Genomic DNA, 16323 nt, shown 5'->3' on the forward strand with positions numbered 1-16323 from the left:
TGGATAGAGTACTCGGCTACGAACCGAGCGGTCGGAGGTTCGAATCCTCCTGAGTCCGCCACATATCAAGAAGCCCGCTCAATTGAGCGGGCTTTTTGTTTTCCGCCGTTCACTGATTTATCAGTGATGCCCGCTAGACTGAAAATAAACCCGCCCGACACTTCTTTGCGCGCCGCATGTGTTTTTTCTTTGGCTCGTGCCGTCGCACACATGGCTTCGAGCGTTGTCATAGCTTTATCGCGCAAACGATTGTTCTGGCCAAAATTTTAAGCGATCTGACAGCTTAGGCAGTGTATGATTGCGCCCGTCAGCCCCGCCGGGGCTTGTGGAATACCACCATGGACTTACCCAGTAGTTACTTCTTAACAAGATTCTTACAGCCTGATCTGACCGATTGATTCCCCCGGCGTGCTCCGCTGCTGGGAGTGGAGTTCGCCTATGACTGAAGTAGAAGTAAAGAAAGCACAAGAGAGCCTGCAGGATCGCCTGGCCCAGGTGGTCGAACTGTTGCAGCGCCAACGCGTGGTTGAGGACCTGACCCACCGTCAGGAAGGTCATCACCACGACCTGGTGGAAAACCTCGTCCACCGTCAAAACCTTGTCGAGTTGCAGCGCAAGCTCGACGACCTGCACCCTGCAGATATCGCCTATATCCTCGAAGCATTGCCCCTGGAAGACCGCCTGACGGTCTGGCAGCTGGTGCGCTCGGATCGTGACGGCGACATCTTGCTTGAAGTTTCCGACTCGGTTCGTCAATCGCTGATCGCCGACATGGACGATCACGAGATCCTCGCTGCGGCCAAGGAAATGGACGCCGATGAGCTGGCGGACCTGGCGGCGGAGCTGCCGCGTGATGTCGTTCACGAGCTGATGGAAAGCCTCGATGCGCAGCAGCGCGAGCGTGTGCGCTCGGCGTTGAGCTACGACGAGGAGCAGGTCGGTGCGCTGATGGACTTCGAGATGGTGACCATCCGTGAAGATGTCAGCCTGGAAGTGGTTCTGCGTTACCTGCGCCGCCTTAAAGAGCTGCCCAACCACACTGACAAACTGTTCGTAGTCGACTACGACGGTATCCTCAAGGGTGTGTTGCCGATCAAGCGTCTGTTGGTCAACGATCCGGACAAGAAGGTCGCGGAGGTCATGGCGATTGATCCGGTCTCCTTCCACCCCGACGAAGATGCCTACGATGCGGCGCAGGCTTTCGAGCGTTATGACTTGGTTTCGGCGCCGGTGGTGGACAAGAGCGACCGCCTGATCGGCCGTTTGACCATCGATGAAATGGTCGACCTGATTCGTGAAGAGAGCGAGAGTGAAGTTCTCAACATGGCTGGCCTGCGCGAGGAGGAAGACATCTTCGCCTCGGTCTGGCGTTCATTGCGCAACCGTTGGGCTTGGCTGGCGATCAACCTGATAACCGCGTTTCTGGCCTCGCGTGTGATCGGCCTGTTCGAGGGCTCGATCGAGAAGCTCGTGGCACTGGCGGCGCTGATGCCGATCGTGGCGGGTATTGGCGGCAACTCTGGCAACCAGACCATTACCATGATCGTTCGCGCCATGGCGTTGGACCAAGTGTCGCCGGGCAATACCAGCCGCCTTATGCGCAAGGAGCTGGCGGTGTCGCTGCTCAATGGCCTGATCTGGGGTGGAGTGATCGGTGCTGTGGCGTTCTGGCTGTATGACAGCTGGTCGTTGGGGTTGGTGATGACTGCGGCCATGACCTTGAACCTGCTGCTGGCCGCGCTCATGGGGGTGTTGATCCCGATGACGCTGACGCGCCTGGGGCGCGACCCTGCCATGGGGTCCAGCGTGATGATCACTGCCGTGACCGACAGTGGTGGGTTCTTCATCTTCCTGGGGTTGGCTACGCTGTTCCTGCTTTGATATTGGGAGGTGCACGCCAGAGTGATCAAGGCATGCGCCTGGCCGCACCACCAAGGCCTGTGCGCAGCCCAACAAAAAAGCCAGCTTACGCTGGCTTTTTTTGTTCTCGCCTACGCGCCTCAGGAGGCGTCGGCTGCCATTTCCACATCGTGAGCGATGAGGGCGACCAGCGCGTTCTGCTGTCGGTGGGACAGCTGACGGAAGCGTTGCAGCAACTCGCGCTCATGCAGGGACAACTCGGGGCTGTCCAGGCGCATGCTCAGCTCGTCGCCCAGCGCACCTTCCTGGATAAGGCTCTGCTCCAGGCGTGCGATGATCTCGGAGTTCATGCTGCGGTGATGGTTGCGCGCTACCTCGGCAATGCGCTCACGCATTCCGTCTGGCAGGCGGACGACGAACTTGTCAGCGGTGCGGCTCGAATAAATAGCCTGTTTCATTGGGCGCATATAAATTAACCGGTTTTTGGTTCAGGGGAAGCGGTTCACAAATTGGCCGCACGGGATGCAGGTACGACCGTGGCGACGACAAAATGTTCAACCGCCTGGAAAATTTGGTGCTCATCTTGCCTCAAGGTCGCCGTTTCCTTGGCGTCAATTCTGTGACAAATAGTGATCCCGATAAAGGCTTTTTGCCAGTACCAATTATCAGAAATGAGTACTGGTTGGAAAAGTTTTGCATTTCCAGGCTCGCCTTACCGTCAGCCCTTTGCCGTCAAAAACCCGTAAAACGCGGCAAAGGGTAGAGAAAACCCTTAAAATGCGCAGGTTTCCTTCCATAGAGCATAGTGGCTATGCAACATGACGCAAGCTCCCAAGATAAAGCCTCAGGCGTGCTGATATATCTGATGGGACCCTCTGGTTCGGGAAAAGATTCCCTGATCGAGGCCGCTCGCGCGCAACTGGCTGGCGCGGGTGTTGAAATTGCCCGGCGAGTCATCACACGTTCTGCAGAGGCCACAGGTGAGGCGGCGCAAAGCGTCACTCCAGAGCGCTTCGAAGCGATGCGTGCGGCAGGGGAATTTGCCATGCATTGGCAAGCCAACGGTCTGGAGTATGGGATACCCAAGCAAGTGGACGTTTGGCTCGCGCAAGGGCGGTCGGTGCTGGTCAACGGTTCCCGTAGCTATCTGCCCGAGGCGCGTAGGCGCTATCCCGGTCTGCTGGCAGTACGCCTGGAGGTTGACCCAGAGGTATTGCGTGCGCGCCTGATTGCCAGAGGCAGGGAGACACCGCAAGAGATCGATCAGCGCCTGGCGCGTAGTGCCAGGCTCCAGGGCTGTCCCGATCCCGGCGTGCATGCGCTGGACAACTCCGGGTCACTGGCCACGGCGGTCAGCGTATTGTTCGACCTGCTGCGTCAACAGGGGGTGTCCGTTTGACAAGCATCGGAAAAGCCCTACGTGCAAAAAGCCCGATAGATGCATGACAAACGGCTGCCCTCTGGTTAACATGCTCGCCGTTCAGCTGTGCAGCGTTCGCTGCCGGTTCTTGTGTCTCAGTAGCTCAATTGGATAGAGCATCCCCCTCCTAAGGGGAAGGTTGGCAGTTCGAACCTGCCCTGGGACGCCATATTTTCTCTCGCTCCATACGCCTACTTGCAGTTACCCGCCTTGCGGTAACCTGCACTCTGCGCTTCTGCTTCACTGCCAAATGCCACCTGATTTTTCTGAGCGACCTGGCTGTAACCGGGGCAACCGCTGGCCAAGTGGTACACGTGACTGTTGCGGTTGCCAATGATCGCACCGTCAGTCGACGCACTCGCCAGGGTCGGCTTGCCGATATCTCTCGCAGCCGTTTTCGGGGTTGCCGAAGCTACCACGTCCATAGCCCCGGCAGGCTTGTAGCCCAGCGTCCATTTCCGTTCGCCGGTGACGAATGGGTTCGAATGCCCCATGATCGCGGCGATTCGCTGATTGCGCTGCTTTTCCCACGCAGAAACCGGGTGCTGTTTATCCCAGGCCATAAGCACCTGCTGCTGTTGTCTCGACATGCTCAACTTGTACCGGTCGAACATGTAGAACGTGGTGCGCGCAACCAGGCCTTTGACTTCGTCACGCGGCTCGGCGGTTTTCTGCTGGAAGTCGACCTTGGTGGTGCACTGCCCGTACTGGGGCGCAACGCCTGAAACCATGCCGTAGTTGAAATTGCTGCGGTCACCGTTCACTTCACCCACGGACGGATAGAGGTTGAACAGGTCGGCTTCCATGGCGCGGAAGGTAGGGTCTTCATTGACGCAATGCTCGCGACCGCCGTTCTGCCAGCATTTGCGCTGGTGGCCAAAAGTCCAGGCCGGCACGATGTGCTCCCATTCGGTACGTTCGGCGCGGGTCTGTACCTTGCGGGTTTCGTAGCCGCAGGACTTGGCGTCGACCCGGCCACCGGACTTGCCGACCCAGGTCCATTTGCAGCCACAGTACAGTTCGCCCATTGGGCTGTTTGCCTGGTCGAGGAAGATTTTCTGCTTGGCGACAACCTTGGCTTCGGTAAACGTTGCGGGGGGATTGGCGAAGGCGGCAGGGATGACAGCGAGGGCGAGGGTAACGACGTACAGCAGTTTCTTCATGAGAAAGCATCATCGGATTTCGGGGGCAGAATTATACGGTGTGCTGACGTCAATTGAGGAAATGTCCTATCGCGTCGCCGTAGTGTGCCTATATCCAGGTCCCTCTGGCACTCAGGGTTCAGCTATCTAATCAAGGAGTTCTTGCGCCGTGCGCCCTGCGTGTCCTGGTCTCTGGAGCTTGCTGGTGGGCCGCAGGAGATAGCCAGGATCAAGTGTGGAGAAGGTATGTGATGGTGTGTGCCGTTAAAGGTAGTAAATGTCCGAATCTGCCCTGTGCTTACGCCTAGTACACTGCTTGGCTTTGAACTGTCACGCGCACCAAGCTGACGATAGTGCTTGTCAGTGATAGTCTATGCAGACTCCCGGATGCCGCACGCTGCAGCCACTCAGGACCTCCATCAGGACCTCCAGTTGTGATAAACCGACAATCGCAACGCACGCTTAAAGTTTCCTGCCGGCATGCCGATCACTGAAGCACTGGATACAGGCAATGCACCTGTATCGCCGTGGTTGGAGTTCCCGCCCTCAGCGGCTGGATGCGTCGCCTTGCGTCCGCTTCAATCCATGCACCGCTGCCAGTCGACGTAGTTCGTGGTGGGCATTGGTCTCAATGAGGTCCTGAAGGGGCAAGTATGAATTTTTATGTCAATCAGGTGAAGAACAAGCCGGACTACCGGGGCTCGCTGTTCAGGGGTGATATCTTCCTGGAAACCGGCCTTGGCAATGCACATGAGCTGTGTGCATTGGCCCGGCAGAGCATCACCGCCGCCTTTGATGGCGAAACTGACCACCAGTCGCTGCACAAAATGATGCCGGTGGAGACTTTCGTAGAGCGCGTCACGGCGCTCAAGCGGCAGTTTACCAATGGCCCGCAGGCCAAGGCGTTGATCCGCGATTTCATTCGCGAGATCGGGGCCGACCCCAAGGACTATATCTTCGACGTGCCTCGTGTGCGTGTAGTGCCCAACTACGAATACCTGCATGCAGGTGTGAGTTACGCATACAAGCCCCACCGCGATACCTGGTACGGCAGCGTGGAAAGCCAGGTGAATACCTGGATGCCGGTGTACAGCATCGAGCCCGAACAGACCATGATGATCAACCCGGCCTATTTCGAGCGGCCGGTGCGCAACAGTTCCGCCGATTGGAGCCTCAATGACTGGATCCATGTGCAACGGCACAAGGCTTCGCAGAACATTACCGAAGAAACCCGGGTACACCCGGTGCCGCTGGAAGACATCGATACCAGCGGCGAACTGCGTGTGGCTGCCAACAGTGGCGAAATGCTGATTTTCTCTGGTGCCCATCTACACGGCACCGTAGCCAACTTCACCGACAAGGTACGGTTCAGCGTGGACTTTCGCCTGATCCACCTGCAAGACCTGCTGCATAAGCGCGGTGCACCGAACGTCGACAACGGTTGTTCGGATGCAGAGGCCGGCTTCAAAGACTTTTTCAATGCCAGCGACTTTTCGCAATTCCAGGGAGTTAACCCATGACCAAGCGTCGTCTGACTGCTGCCGAGGTCGAGTACAACGAAAAGCGCGCCAGCGTGCTGAGCCGTGTCGATGCCCAATACGTGGCTGATGCGCCGTTCGTGTTTGCCAACCGTATCGCCGTGACCGCTGCGCTTTCGCGCATCGAACTGTTCAAGATGGTGCAGGACATTCCGGGCGCTATCGTCGAGTGCGGCGTATACAAAGGCAACTCGTTGATGCTGTACATGCAGCTATCGATGATTCTGGAACCCTATGCGATCAACCGTTCGATCATCGGTTTCGATACCTTCGGCGGCTTTGCCAGCATCGATGCCGAGCAGGATCCAGCCGATATCAACGAAAGCATGTTCTCCGACACCGACGAGACCCTGATTCAGGACATGATCGAGGCCAACGATCTGATTCGCCCGGTCAATCGGATCCCGCGCTGCGAGATCGTCAAGGGCGACATTCTGGAAACCGTGCCTGCCTTTGTGAAAACCCGCCCCGATCTGGTAGTGGCCATGCTGATCCTCGACACGGACCTGTATTCGTCCACCAAGGTGGCGCTGGAGACTTTCCTGCCTTACATGCCTAAAGGCGCGATCGTGGTGCTGGACGAAGTCGCCTACCGCAACTTCCCTGGCGAAACTGCCGCGCTGCGTGACGTGCTGGATCTGAACAAGATCGAACTCAAGCGCCTGCCGTTCGATTCGTCGGTGGGCTACTTCCGCGTTTGAACTGATCATCGGCATGTCTGCAGGCCAATGCAGCATCGCCGAATGAAAAAAGCCCGCAGCGCCGAGGGCGCCGCGGGCCAAATCGGCCGCAGCCGCTTCAGTGTCAGATGTGCAGGGCGTGGCCCAGCGCGCGCAATGCCGCTTCCTGCACCGCTTCGCCCAGGGTCGGATGAGCGTGGATAGTGCCCGCGATATCCTCCAGCCGCGCGCCCATTTCCAATGACTGGGCAAACGCTGTGGACAGCTCTGAAACCGCCACGCCAACCGCCTGCCAACCCAGGATCACGTGATTGTCACGCCGCGCCACCACGCGCACGAAGCCGGTTTTCGACTCCAGGCTCATGGCGCGGCCATTGGCGGCGAAGGGGAACTGCGCGACGATGCAGTCCAGGCCTTGCTGGCTGGCCTGTTCCGGGGTCTTGCCGACCACAACGACTTCCGGGTCTGTAAAACACACTGCTGCAATTGCGCAGGGTTCGAACCGTCGTGCCTTGCCGGCAATGATTTCCGCGACCATTTCACCTTGCGCCATTGCGCGGTGTGCCAGCATCGGTTCGCCGGCCACGTCACCGATGGCCCAGACGTTGCGCATGCTGGTCTGACAGCGTTCGTCGATGGCGATGGCCGCACCGTTCATTTTCAGTTCGAGGCTTTCCAGGTTGAAGCCGTGCGTGCGCGGGCGGCGGCCAACGGCCACCAGCACACGGTCGGCCTCCAGGCGCAGCTGTGCACCTTGAGCATCGCGGGCCAGCAAGCAACCACTGTCGTAACCTTCGACGCTGTGCCCAAGGTGCACAGCGATGCCCAGCTTCTTCAGCGATTCGGCCACCGGCGCGGTCAGCTCGCTGTCGTAGGTCGGCAAGATGCGCTCACGCGCCTCCACCACGCTCACCTGCGCGCCCAGCTTGCGGTAGGCGATGCCTAGCTCCAGGCCGATATAGCCGCCGCCAACCACCACCAGATGCTGGGGCAGTGTTTGGGGGGCCAGGGCTTCGGTCGAAGAGATGATCGGCCCGCCCAGCGGCAGCATGGGCAGTTCGACGCTGTTCGAGCCGGTGGCCAGCAGCAGGTGCTCGCACTGGATGCGCTGGCCATCGACGTCGACGTGCTTGCCGTCGAGGATCTTCGCCCAGCCATGGATGACCTTGACCCCGTGTTTTTTCAGGAGTGCGGCGACGCCAGTGGTCAGTCGGTCAACGATGCCGTCCTTCCAGGCCACGCTGCGGCCGATGTCCAGGCGTGGCGTGGAGACGCTGATGCCAAGTTCGGACGGCTCGGTGTAGCGGCATGTCTGATGGAACTGCTCGGCCACATGGATCAGTGCCTTGGACGGGATGCAGCCGATGTTCAGGCAGGTGCCGCCCAGCGCCTGGCCTTCCACCAGCACGGTGGGGATGCCCAGTTGCCCGGCGCGGATGGCGGCCACGTAGCCGCCAGGGCCGCCGCCGATGATCAGCAGGGTGGTGTCGATAGTCTGTTGCATGCTCACTCCACGAACAGGCAGGCGGGTTGTTCAAGCAGGCCACGTACAGCCTGGATGAACAGCGCGGCATCCATGCCATCGACCACACGGTGGTCGAACGAGCTGGACAGGTTCATCATCTTGCGAATAACGATCTGGCCATCGATCACCATCGGCCGCTCGACGATACGGTTGACCCCGACGATCGCCACTTCCGGTGTGTTGACCACCGGTGTGCTGACGATGCCACCCAGGGCGCCGAGGCTGGTCAGGGTGATGGTGGAGCCGGACAGTTCCTCGCGGCTGGCCTTGTTGTTGCGTGCGGCGCTCGCCAGCCGGGAAATCTCGCCGGCGTTGCCCCACAGGCTGCCCGCTTCGGCGTGGCGCAGCACCGGTACCATCAGCCCGTTGTCGCCCTGTGTGGCGACCCCCACATGCACCGCACCATGGCGGGTGATGACCTGGGCTTCGTCGTCGTAGGTCGCGTTGATCTGCGGGAAGTCGCGCAGTGCCACGACCAGGGCGCGGACCAGGAATGGCAGCAGGGTCAGCTTGCCGCGGCTGTCGCCGTACTTGCTGTTGAGCTGCTGGCGCAGGGCTTCGAGTGCGGTGACGTCGATTTCCTCGACATAACTGAAGTGCGCCACACGGCGCTTGGCATCCTGCATGCGCTGGGCGATCTTGCGGCGCAGGCCGATCACTTGCACCTGTTCGCTGTCGGTGCGTTTCGCGTAGCCGCCTGGCGCCTGGCCCGCAGGGCTCTGCGGCTTGCTGATGAATGCATCCAGGTCTTCGTGCAGGATGCGCCCGGCCGGGCCGCTGCCATGCACGTAACGCAGTTCGATGCCGGCATCCAGGGCGCGCTTGCGCACGGCAGGCGAGGCCAGAGGTTTTTCGTCGGCCTTGCGCGCCACGATCGGCGCGGCGGTGTGCGTCGGGACAGCCGGGCTGGCTACCGGTTGCGCTTCGACACGCGGTTCTGCCTTGGCGGCTGCTGGGGCTGCCGGGGCTTCTACCGGCTTGGCCTGCGGCACATCCACATGGTTGCCGCTGCCTTCCACTTCGATGCGGATCAGCTCGCTGCCGACCGCCATCACTTCACCCGGCTGGCCGCCCAGGGCCAGCACCTTGCCGCTGACCGGCGAAGGGATTTCCACGGTGGCCTTGTCAGTCATGACATCGGCCACCACCTGGTCTTCGGCGATCACATCGCCGACCTTGACGAACCATTCGACCAGTTCGACTTGCGCGATGCCTTCGCCAATGTCCGGCATCTTGATGACGTGCGTGCCCATTCAGACCTCCATGACCCGTTTCAATGCCGCGCCTACCCGCGAAGGGCCTGGGAAATACGCCCATTCCTGTGCGTGAGGGTAGGGCGTGTCCCAACCGGTGACGCGCTCGATGGGCGCTTCGAGGTGATGGAAGCAATGCTCCTGCACCAGCGCTACCAGTTCGGCGCCGAAGCCGCAGGTACGGGTGGCTTCATGCACCACCACGCAGCGGCCGGTCTTTTTCACCGACGCGACGATGGTGTCCAGGTCCAGCGGCCAGAGGCTGCGCAGGTCAATCACTTCGGCATCCACACCGGTTTCCTCGGCGGCCACCTGGGCCACGTAGACGGTGGTGCCGTAGGTCAATACGGTGACGTCGTTGCCTGGGCGGGTGATGGCCGCTTTGTCCAGCGGCACGGTGTAGTAACCGTCCGGCACGGCACTTTGCGGGTGCTTGGACCACGGCGTCACCGGGCGGTCGTGGTGGCCGTCGAACGGGCCGTTATACAGGCGCTTGGGCTCCAGGAAGATCACCGGGTCATCGCATTCGATCGAGGCGATCAGCAGGCCTTTGGCGTCGTACGGGTTGGAGGGCATCACCGTGCGCAGGCCGCACACCTGAGTGAACATCGCTTCGGGGCTCTGGCTGTGGGTCTGGCCACCGTAGATGCCGCCACCGCAAGGCATGCGCAGGGTCAGTGGCGAGATGAATTCGCCGGCCGAGCGATAGCGCAGGCGCGCCATTTCCGAGACGATCTGGTCGGAGGCGGGGTAGAAGTAATCGGCGAACTGGATTTCCACCACCGGCCGCAGGCCATAGGCCCCCATGCCCACGGCGGTGCCGACGATACCGCTCTCGGAGATCGGCGCGTCGAACACGCGCGACTTGCCGTACTTGGACTGCAGGCCCTCGGTGCAGCGGAACACGCCGCCGAAGTAACCCACGTCCTGGCCGTAGATCACCACGTTGTCGTCGCGCTCAAGCATGACGTCCATGGCCGAGCGCAGGGCCTGGATCATGGTCATGGTAGTGGTGGCCATGGCGGTTTCCGGTTTGATGCTGTTGTTGTGGTCGTTCATCTCAAACCCCCAGTTCCTGGCGCTGACGGCGCAGGTGGTCGGGCATTTCCTTGTACACGTCCTCGAACATCGAGGCTGCACTCGGGATGTGGCCGTTGGCCAGGGTGCCGTATTGTTCGGCTTCCTTTTGCGCGGCGATGACGGCCGCTTCGAACTCGGCGGTGACGGCCTGGTGTTCTTCCTCGGACCAGTGGCCGATCTTGATCAGGTGCTGCTTCAGGCGGGCGATCGGGTCGCCCAGCGGGAAGTGGCTCCAGTCGTCGGCAGGGCGGTATTTGGACGGGTCGTCGGAGGTTGAGTGCGGGCCGGCGCGGTAGGTGACCCACTCGATCAGGCACGGGCCCAGGCCACGGCGGGCGCGTTCGGCGGCCCAGCGCGAGGCGGCATATACAGCGACGAAATCGTTGCCGTCCACCCGTAGGGAGGCGATACCGCAACCCACGCCACGGCCGGCGAAGGTGGTCGATTCGCCGCCGGCGATGGCCTGGAAGGTGGAGATCGCCCACTGGTTGTTGACCACGTTGAGGATCACCGGGGCGCGGTATACGTGGGCGAAGGTCAGCGCGGTGTGGAAGTCTGACTCGGCCGTGGCGCCGTCGCCGATCCAGGCCGAGGCGATCTTGGTATCGCCCTTGATCGCCGAGGCCATGGCCAAGCCGACCGCCTGTACGAACTGCGTCGCCAGGTTGCCGCTGATGGTGAAGAAGCCGGCTTCGCGCACCGAATACATGATCGGCAGTTGGCGGCCTTTGAGCGGGTCGCGTTCGTTGGACAACAGCTGGCAGATCATTTCCACCAGCGACACGTCGCGGGCCATCAGGATGCTCTGCTGGCGGTAGGTGGGGAAGCACATGTCGGTGCGGTTCAGCGCCAGCGCCTGGGCGCTGCCGATAGCTTCTTCGCCCAGGCTCTGCATGTAGAAGGACATCTTCTTCTGGCGCTGGGCGACCACCATGCGGCTGTCGAATATCCGCGTCTTGAGCATGGCGCGCATGCCTTGGCGCAGCAGCTGCGGATCGATGTCTTCGGCCCACGGGCCAAGCGCATCGCCGTGCTCGTCGAGCACGCGGACCAGGCTGTTGGACAGGTCGGCGGTGTCGGCAGCATCGACATCGATGGGCGGTTTACGGACTTGACCCGCGTCGTTCAGGCGCAGGTAGGAAAAATCGGTCTGGCAGCCTGGCCGGCCGGTAGGCTCGGGCACATGCAAACGCAGGGGGGCGTACTCGTTCATGCTTTTTACGCTCGCTCGGATGTTGTTTTTGTGAGCTCTGAAGCGGCCGCCGCTGATCACCGGCTTGTGACTGGCAGGTCAGCGTCAATTACATAGTAGTGACACGCCGGGAGAATTTTTCTCTCAAGTTGATTGCCTTTAGCGAGCGGCGCAGATAAACATTCCGCATAAACACAAAAAACCGGTGATTTTGTCTCATGCGCAAACTCGATCGTACCGATATCGGCATTCTCAACAGCCTTCAGGACAACGCCCGCATCACCAACGCAGAACTTGCGCGGTCGGTGAACCTGTCGCCCACGCCCTGTTTCAACCGGGTCAAGGCCATGGAAGAGCTTGGCGTGATCCGCCAGCAGGTGACCTTGCTGTCGCCAGAGGTGCTGGGGCTGGATGTCAACGTGTTCATCCATGTCAGCCTGGAGAAGCAGGTAGAGCAGGCGCTGCACCGCTTCGAGGAAGAAATCGCCGAGCGGCCGGAGGTGATGGAGTGCTACCTGATGACCGGCGACCCCGACTATTTGTTACGGGTGCTGTTGCCGAGCATCCAGGCGCTGGAGCGGTTTCTCGATTACCTGACACGACTGCCGGGGGTGGCGAACATACGGTCGAGCTTTGCCTTGAAGCAGGTGCGGTATAAAACGGCGCTGCCATTGCCGTCCAATGGCATGACCCTGCGCGAGTGAGGGGGCAAGAACTGCATCGTTGCGGATGCAGGTGCTTGATATTTTAAACACCCCCAGCCTATGTTGTTGCCAGCCCATAACAACAAGGACAAGCGTCATGACCACCGCAGCCCCGCGCTCGCTCGCCGAGCACCTCCAGGGCATCGACCAGATCGAATGTGTCACTCCCGACCTTAACGGTGTCCCTCGTGGCAAGGTCATGACTGCCGAAGGCTTCCTCGAAGGCAGGCGCCTGCAAATGGCACGTGGCGTCTTGTTGCAATGCATCATGGGGGGCTACCCGCCAGCGAAATACTACGGCAGCGACGATGGCGATCTGGCCCTGGTGGCGGAGCCTGCGCAGATCCACCGCTTGCCCTGGAGCGAGGAGGGCCTGGCGCTGGCGATCTGCGATGCCAATGAGCTCGATGGCCGGCCGTCAGGGCTGTCCACCCGCGGGCTGCTCAAAGCGGTGATCGCCCGCTACGCCGCTTTGGGCCTGGCGCCGGTCGTTGCAACCGAGCTGGAGTTCTTCGTCTTTGCGCCCAACAGTGACCCTGTACAGCCATTTTTGCCGCCGTTGGGCAAGGATGGCCGCCGCGAGCTCGGCCACTCGGCATTCAGTGTCAGTTCCAACAACGGCCTGCGGCCGTTCTTTCAGGAGGTTTATCAGTGCATGGCGGCGCTGGGCCTGCCGCGCGACACCTTCATGCATGAAATGGGCGTCAGCCAGTTCGAAATCAACCTGCTGCACGGTGACCCCTTGTTGCTGGCCGACCAGACCTTCCTGTTCAAGCACCTGCTCAAGGAAGTCGCGCTCAAGCATGGCCTGACAGTGGTGTGCATGGCCAAGCCCCTGGCGCATACGCCGGGCAGCTCGATGCATATTCATCAGAGCCTGGTGGAGATCGCCACGGGGCGAAACGTGTTCAGCGATGACCAGGGGCGGCCGAGCCAGACCTTCCATCATTTCATAGGCGGCCTGCAGGCGTGCATGGCCGATTTCACTGCGCTGTTCGCGCCCAATGTCAACTCGTACCAGCGGCTGTGCCATCCGTATGCGTCGCCGAACAATGCCTGTTGGTCGGAGGACAACCGCGCTGCGGGGCTGCGTATTCCGGCCAGCGCCCCCGTAGCGCGGCGGGTCGAGAACCGCCTGCCGGGTGCAGATGCAAACCCCTACCTGGCCATTGCCGCCAGCCTGGCAGCCGGCCTGCACGGCATCGAGCAGCGCCTGGAGCCTGCACCGGCCATCCAGGGTGAGTTCGAGGTGCCTGAGCACCTGAGCCTGCCATGCACCCTGCATGCGGCGCTGGAGCGCCTCAAGCGCAGCGCCTTGGCCCGGGAACTGTTCGGGGCTGAGTTCATCGAAGGTTACGCTGCCACCAAGACGCTTGAGTTGACTGATTTCTACAACGAGATCACGCCGTGGGAGCGGCGAGTGTTGGCGGCACAAGCCTGAGCGCGACACGAACGCTACTGCACGCGCCCCTGTTCTGCTATTTCGCAGGCAGGGGACTGCGCCGTGGCTGATTTGCTTTTATGCTTGCCAGCAAGCCAACGCCACCTGACCAGGGAGCCCGACGGGACGTATGCGAAACATCTGGAAGCCGTTTCAGTCGTTGTATTTCGCTGCCTTGATGATGCTTATCGGCTCGGGTCTGCTCAGTACTTACCTGGCATTGCGCCTGGCGGCCGATCATGTCGACAGCCTATGGGTCGGTGCCTTGATGGCGGCCAACTATTTCGGCCTGGCTGTTGGTGGCAAGGTTGGCCACCGACTGATCGGCCGGGTAGGGCACATCCGGGCCTATACCACCTGCGCCGGAATCGTCTGCGCGGCAGTGCTGGGCCATGGCATGACCAACTGGCTACCGGCCTGGGTCGGGCTGCGGATGCTCGTTGGCCTGGGCATGATGTGCCAGTACATGGTCATCGAAAGCTGGCTCAACGAGCAGGCCGACGCCAAGCACCGCGGCGCGGTGTTCGGCGGCTACATGATTGCCTCCTACCTGGGGCTGGTGCTCGGTCAGCTGATTCTGGTGGTGCACCCCGAGCTTGGCCCTGAGCTGTTGATGCTGGTCGCGATGTGCTTCGCCCTGTGCCTGGTGCCGGTGGCGATGACCCGGCGCATTCACCCGGCGCCGCTGCGCCCGGCACCGATGGAGCCTAAATTCTTCATCAAGCGCGTGCCGCAGTCGCTGAGCACCGTGCTCGGTTCGGGTTTGATCGTCGGCTCCTTCTACGGCCTGGCGCCGCTGTATGCGTCCAGCCAGGGGCTTTCTACCGAACAGATCGGCCTGTTCATGGGTAGCTGCATCTTTGCCGGGCTGCTGGTGCAGTGGCCGTTGGGCTGGTTGTCCGACCGTTATGACCGGGCCGTGCTGATCCGCAGCGTGGCTGTGGGCCTGGCGCTGGCGGCGGCGCCGCTGGCGATCTTGCCCAATGTGCCGTTGGAGTTGCTGTTCGGCATCGGCTTTCTGATTTCGCTGCTGCAGTTCTGCCTTTATCCCCTGGCTGTCGCTTTTTCCAATGACCACGTGGAAAGCGAGCGGCGTGTCTCGCTGACCGCCATGCTGCTGGTCACCTACGGCGTGGGGGCGTGCATCGGGCCGCTGGCGGCGGGGGTACTGATGAAGGTGCTGGGCGCGCAGATGCTGTATGCCTTCTTCGTGTTCTTCGCGCTGGTGCTGGTGTGGCGGATTCGCCCGAAGGCGGTGACCGGGCTGCACCAGGTACAGGATGCGCCGCTGGGGCACGTGGCCATGCCGGCGGCGGGTTCGCCGTTGTCGGCGGCGCTCGACCCGCGTGTGGATGAACAGACCGTGCAGGAAGTGATGCAGGCGCCGGTGGCGGCTGAAGATACCGAGGCGGAAGAGAAGGCCGAACCGGCTGATCCGGGCGAGGTTAGCAAGCCGGTTTGAGGCGGGGCCGGGGTAGGCACAAAAAAATTAGCTTTATTAGGGCTGCTGCGCAGCCCATCGCCGGCAAGCCGGCTCCTACAGGTACAGCGCAGACCTCAAGAGCTGCGCAGACCCTGTGGGAGCCGGCTTGCCGGCGATGGGCCGCAAAGCGGCCCTGAATCGCTTGAAAGACTGGCATCAGTCTTGAGGTGGCGTTTGCGCGTTCGCCAGGCGATCAATAATCGTCTTTATCGAACCGCCGCGCTTCGCGCTGCAATTGGTACACGAAGCTCTCAATCTTGCGCTGCGCCTGGCCATTGAGGTTATGGAAGCGCACGCCGGCAAAGGTGGTGTTGATCCGCTCTTCGTGATGCAGGTGGCGCAGCTCGACCATGGTGTCCACCAGCCCCAGCGGGCTGCTGGCCTTGAAGCGCTCGTAAACCTGGCCCAGTTGCAGGCGCTCCTCGACATTGCCTTCAAAGCGCAGTTTGCAGCCCGTGGCGGAGATGTCCAGCAGCTTGCCGCGCAAAGCGCCATTGCCCTTGAGGTGGGTGCCGTCGAGAATCACATCGACCAGCTGCGACAGCTTCAGCGCTGCGCGGAATGCATTGCGGCGCTGGTGGTAGGTCATCTCGTCCGGCAGGGCACCGCGGTATGAGCGGTGGCCATCGACCTCGGTGATCCTCAGTTCATGGTTGCACTCCCACGCAATGCGTACGCCGTCGTGGAAACCTTCGACGCGGAACGGCTCGCCGTTCTCGATGAATTTTTCGCCATCGCGCGGGATCATCTCGTCCAGCGCCAAGGTATTGCTGTCACGGTCCACATGAACCACGTAGCTCTGAAAGCGCTGGCTGCGCTCATGGAAGGTGATGATCAAAGGATCATGGCTCTCCATCAACTGGCGCAGGTTGGCCGCAATCTCCAAAGGAGTGTTCAGCACCTTTGGCGGCTGCGGAGCATCGGTCTCATTGAACACGGGTTATCAATCTCCAGGCAAAAACGACACACGCAAGTAACGGCATTTTGCCAGTATGTTCCGTGCCT

The 16323-nt window shown here is 61.1% G+C and carries 15 protein-coding genes and 1 tRNA gene; 8 read left to right on the top strand and 8 right to left on the bottom strand.

Translation table 11 applies throughout. The annotated features are described in order from the left end of the window. Window positions 1-65: 65 nt before the first annotated feature. Complete coding sequence (locus BLX42_RS09680; protein ID WP_161871676.1) at window positions 66-230, bottom strand: hypothetical protein; 165 nt, start codon at window positions 228-230, stop codon at window positions 66-68. A 208-nt stretch (window positions 231-438) separates the two neighbouring features. On the opposite strand from BLX42_RS09680, the gene mgtE reads away from it, so the two are divergent. Beyond that, complete coding sequence (gene mgtE, locus BLX42_RS09685) at window positions 439-1881, top strand: magnesium transporter (RefSeq protein ID WP_012315589.1); 1443 nt, start codon at window positions 439-441, stop codon at window positions 1879-1881. A gap of 119 nt (window positions 1882-2000) precedes the next feature. Here the strand turns inward: mgtE and BLX42_RS09690 are convergent, their stop codons facing one another. Further along, entirely contained in the window at window positions 2001-2327 is a 327-nt protein-coding gene (locus tag BLX42_RS09690; protein WP_003254499.1) for an Arc family DNA-binding protein, read from the bottom strand. A 344-nt stretch (window positions 2328-2671) separates the two neighbouring features. Between BLX42_RS09690 and phnN the strand changes: the two genes are divergently transcribed. Together phnN and BLX42_RS09700 are read left to right on the top strand one after the other, a co-directional pair. Next, window positions 2672-3259 (top strand): phosphonate metabolism protein/1,5-bisphosphokinase (PRPP-forming) PhnN, encoded by a 588-nt coding sequence (phnN, locus tag BLX42_RS09695; protein WP_115274162.1) that lies wholly within the window; start codon window positions 2672-2674, stop codon window positions 3257-3259. A 113-nt stretch (window positions 3260-3372) separates the two neighbouring features. After that, window positions 3373-3449, top strand: a tRNA-Arg gene (locus tag BLX42_RS09700). A 22-nt stretch (window positions 3450-3471) separates the two neighbouring features. Here BLX42_RS09700 and BLX42_RS09705 read toward each other — a convergent pair. Then, window positions 3472-4443: an endonuclease gene (locus BLX42_RS09705; protein WP_161871677.1), complete on the bottom strand. Its 972-nt coding sequence runs from the start codon at window positions 4441-4443 to the stop codon at window positions 3472-3474. 632 nt (window positions 4444-5075) lie between these two features. On the opposite strand from BLX42_RS09705, the gene BLX42_RS09710 reads away from it, so the two are divergent. Both BLX42_RS09710 and BLX42_RS09715 read left to right on the top strand, forming a co-directional pair. Beyond that, complete coding sequence (locus tag BLX42_RS09710) at window positions 5076-5942, top strand: hypothetical protein (RefSeq protein WP_039602838.1); 867 nt, start codon at window positions 5076-5078, stop codon at window positions 5940-5942. Next, on the top strand, window positions 5939-6661 hold the full coding sequence (locus BLX42_RS09715; RefSeq protein ID WP_012315576.1) for a TylF/MycF/NovP-related O-methyltransferase: 723 nt from the start codon (window positions 5939-5941) through the stop codon (window positions 6659-6661). Before BLX42_RS09710 ends, BLX42_RS09715 begins: the two co-directional genes overlap by 4 nt. 103 nt (window positions 6662-6764) lie before the next feature. Here BLX42_RS09715 and lpdA read toward each other — a convergent pair whose 3' ends face one another. Genes lpdA through BLX42_RS09735 form a run of 4 tightly spaced genes read right to left on the bottom strand, consistent with a single transcriptional unit; the run spans window position 6765 to window position 11711 of the window. Next, window positions 6765-8144 (bottom strand): dihydrolipoyl dehydrogenase, encoded by a 1380-nt coding sequence (gene lpdA / locus BLX42_RS09720; RefSeq protein WP_161871678.1) that lies wholly within the window; start codon window positions 8142-8144, stop codon window positions 6765-6767. A gap of 2 nt (window positions 8145-8146) precedes the next feature. Continuing rightward, on the bottom strand, window positions 8147-9418 hold the full coding sequence (locus BLX42_RS09725) for a dihydrolipoamide acetyltransferase family protein (RefSeq protein ID WP_161871679.1): 1272 nt from the start codon (window positions 9416-9418) through the stop codon (window positions 8147-8149). Beyond that, entirely contained in the window at window positions 9419-10477 is a 1059-nt protein-coding gene (locus BLX42_RS09730; RefSeq protein WP_161871680.1) for an alpha-ketoacid dehydrogenase subunit beta, read from the bottom strand. A gap of 1 nt (window position 10478) precedes the next feature. Further along, complete coding sequence (locus BLX42_RS09735; protein ID WP_161871681.1) at window positions 10479-11711, bottom strand: 3-methyl-2-oxobutanoate dehydrogenase (2-methylpropanoyl-transferring) subunit alpha; 1233 nt, start codon at window positions 11709-11711, stop codon at window positions 10479-10481. 197 nt (window positions 11712-11908) lie between these two features. Here BLX42_RS09735 and bkdR point away from each other — a divergent pair, with 197 nt between their 5' ends. From bkdR to BLX42_RS09750, 3 genes are all read left to right on the top strand, one after another. After that, window positions 11909-12394, top strand: coding sequence for a Bkd operon transcriptional regulator BkdR (bkdR, locus tag BLX42_RS09740; RefSeq protein WP_012315571.1), 486 nt, complete (start codon window positions 11909-11911; stop codon window positions 12392-12394). Window positions 12395-12593: 199 nt separating this feature from the next. Further along, on the top strand, window positions 12594-13835 hold the full coding sequence (locus tag BLX42_RS09745; protein WP_168216552.1) for a glutamine synthetase family protein: 1242 nt from the start codon (window positions 12594-12596) through the stop codon (window positions 13833-13835). Between the two features lie 130 nt (window positions 13836-13965). Next, on the top strand, window positions 13966-15297 hold the full coding sequence (locus BLX42_RS09750) for an MFS transporter (protein WP_046785382.1): 1332 nt from the start codon (window positions 13966-13968) through the stop codon (window positions 15295-15297). Window positions 15298-15511: 214 nt separating this feature from the next. On the opposite strand, the gene BLX42_RS09755 is transcribed toward BLX42_RS09750, so the two are convergent. Further along, window positions 15512-16255 (bottom strand): flagellar brake protein, encoded by a 744-nt coding sequence (locus tag BLX42_RS09755; protein WP_161871683.1) that lies wholly within the window; start codon window positions 16253-16255, stop codon window positions 15512-15514. Window positions 16256-16323: the final 68 nt, after the last annotated feature.

It is taken from the genome of Pseudomonas sp. SG-MS2 (genome assembly GCF_009933855.1).
Lineage (GTDB): Bacteria > Pseudomonadota > Gammaproteobacteria > Pseudomonadales > Pseudomonadaceae > Aquipseudomonas > Aquipseudomonas putida_E.

Coding starts and splice junctions, on each gene's coding strand:
- BLX42_RS09750 (WP_046785382.1), top strand. CDS start 13,966: ATGCGAAACATCTGGAAGCCGTTTCAGTCGTTGTATTTCGCTGCCTTG.
- BLX42_RS09725 (WP_161871679.1), bottom strand. CDS start 9,418: ATGGGCACGCACGTCATCAAGATGCCGGACATTGGCGAAGGCATCGCG.
- bkdR (WP_012315571.1), top strand. CDS start 11,909: ATGCGCAAACTCGATCGTACCGATATCGGCATTCTCAACAGCCTTCAG.
- BLX42_RS09730 (WP_161871680.1), bottom strand. CDS start 10,477: ATGAACGACCACAACAACAGCATCAAACCGGAAACCGCCATGGCCACC.
- mgtE (WP_012315589.1), top strand. CDS start 439: ATGACTGAAGTAGAAGTAAAGAAAGCACAAGAGAGCCTGCAGGATCGC.
- BLX42_RS09745 (WP_168216552.1), top strand. CDS start 12,594: ATGACTGCCGAAGGCTTCCTCGAAGGCAGGCGCCTGCAAATGGCACGT.
- BLX42_RS09705 (WP_161871677.1), bottom strand. CDS start 4,443: ATGAAGAAACTGCTGTACGTCGTTACCCTCGCCCTCGCTGTCATCCCT.
- phnN (WP_115274162.1), top strand. CDS start 2,672: ATGCAACATGACGCAAGCTCCCAAGATAAAGCCTCAGGCGTGCTGATA.
- BLX42_RS09715 (WP_012315576.1), top strand. CDS start 5,939: ATGACCAAGCGTCGTCTGACTGCTGCCGAGGTCGAGTACAACGAAAAG.
- BLX42_RS09680 (WP_161871676.1), bottom strand. CDS start 230: ATGACAACGCTCGAAGCCATGTGTGCGACGGCACGAGCCAAAGAAAAA.
- BLX42_RS09690 (WP_003254499.1), bottom strand. CDS start 2,327: ATGCGCCCAATGAAACAGGCTATTTATTCGAGCCGCACCGCTGACAAG.
- BLX42_RS09735 (WP_161871681.1), bottom strand. CDS start 11,711: ATGAACGAGTACGCCCCCCTGCGTTTGCATGTGCCCGAGCCTACCGGC.
- BLX42_RS09710 (WP_039602838.1), top strand. CDS start 5,076: ATGAATTTTTATGTCAATCAGGTGAAGAACAAGCCGGACTACCGGGGC.
- lpdA (WP_161871678.1), bottom strand. CDS start 8,144: ATGCAACAGACTATCGACACCACCCTGCTGATCATCGGCGGCGGCCCT.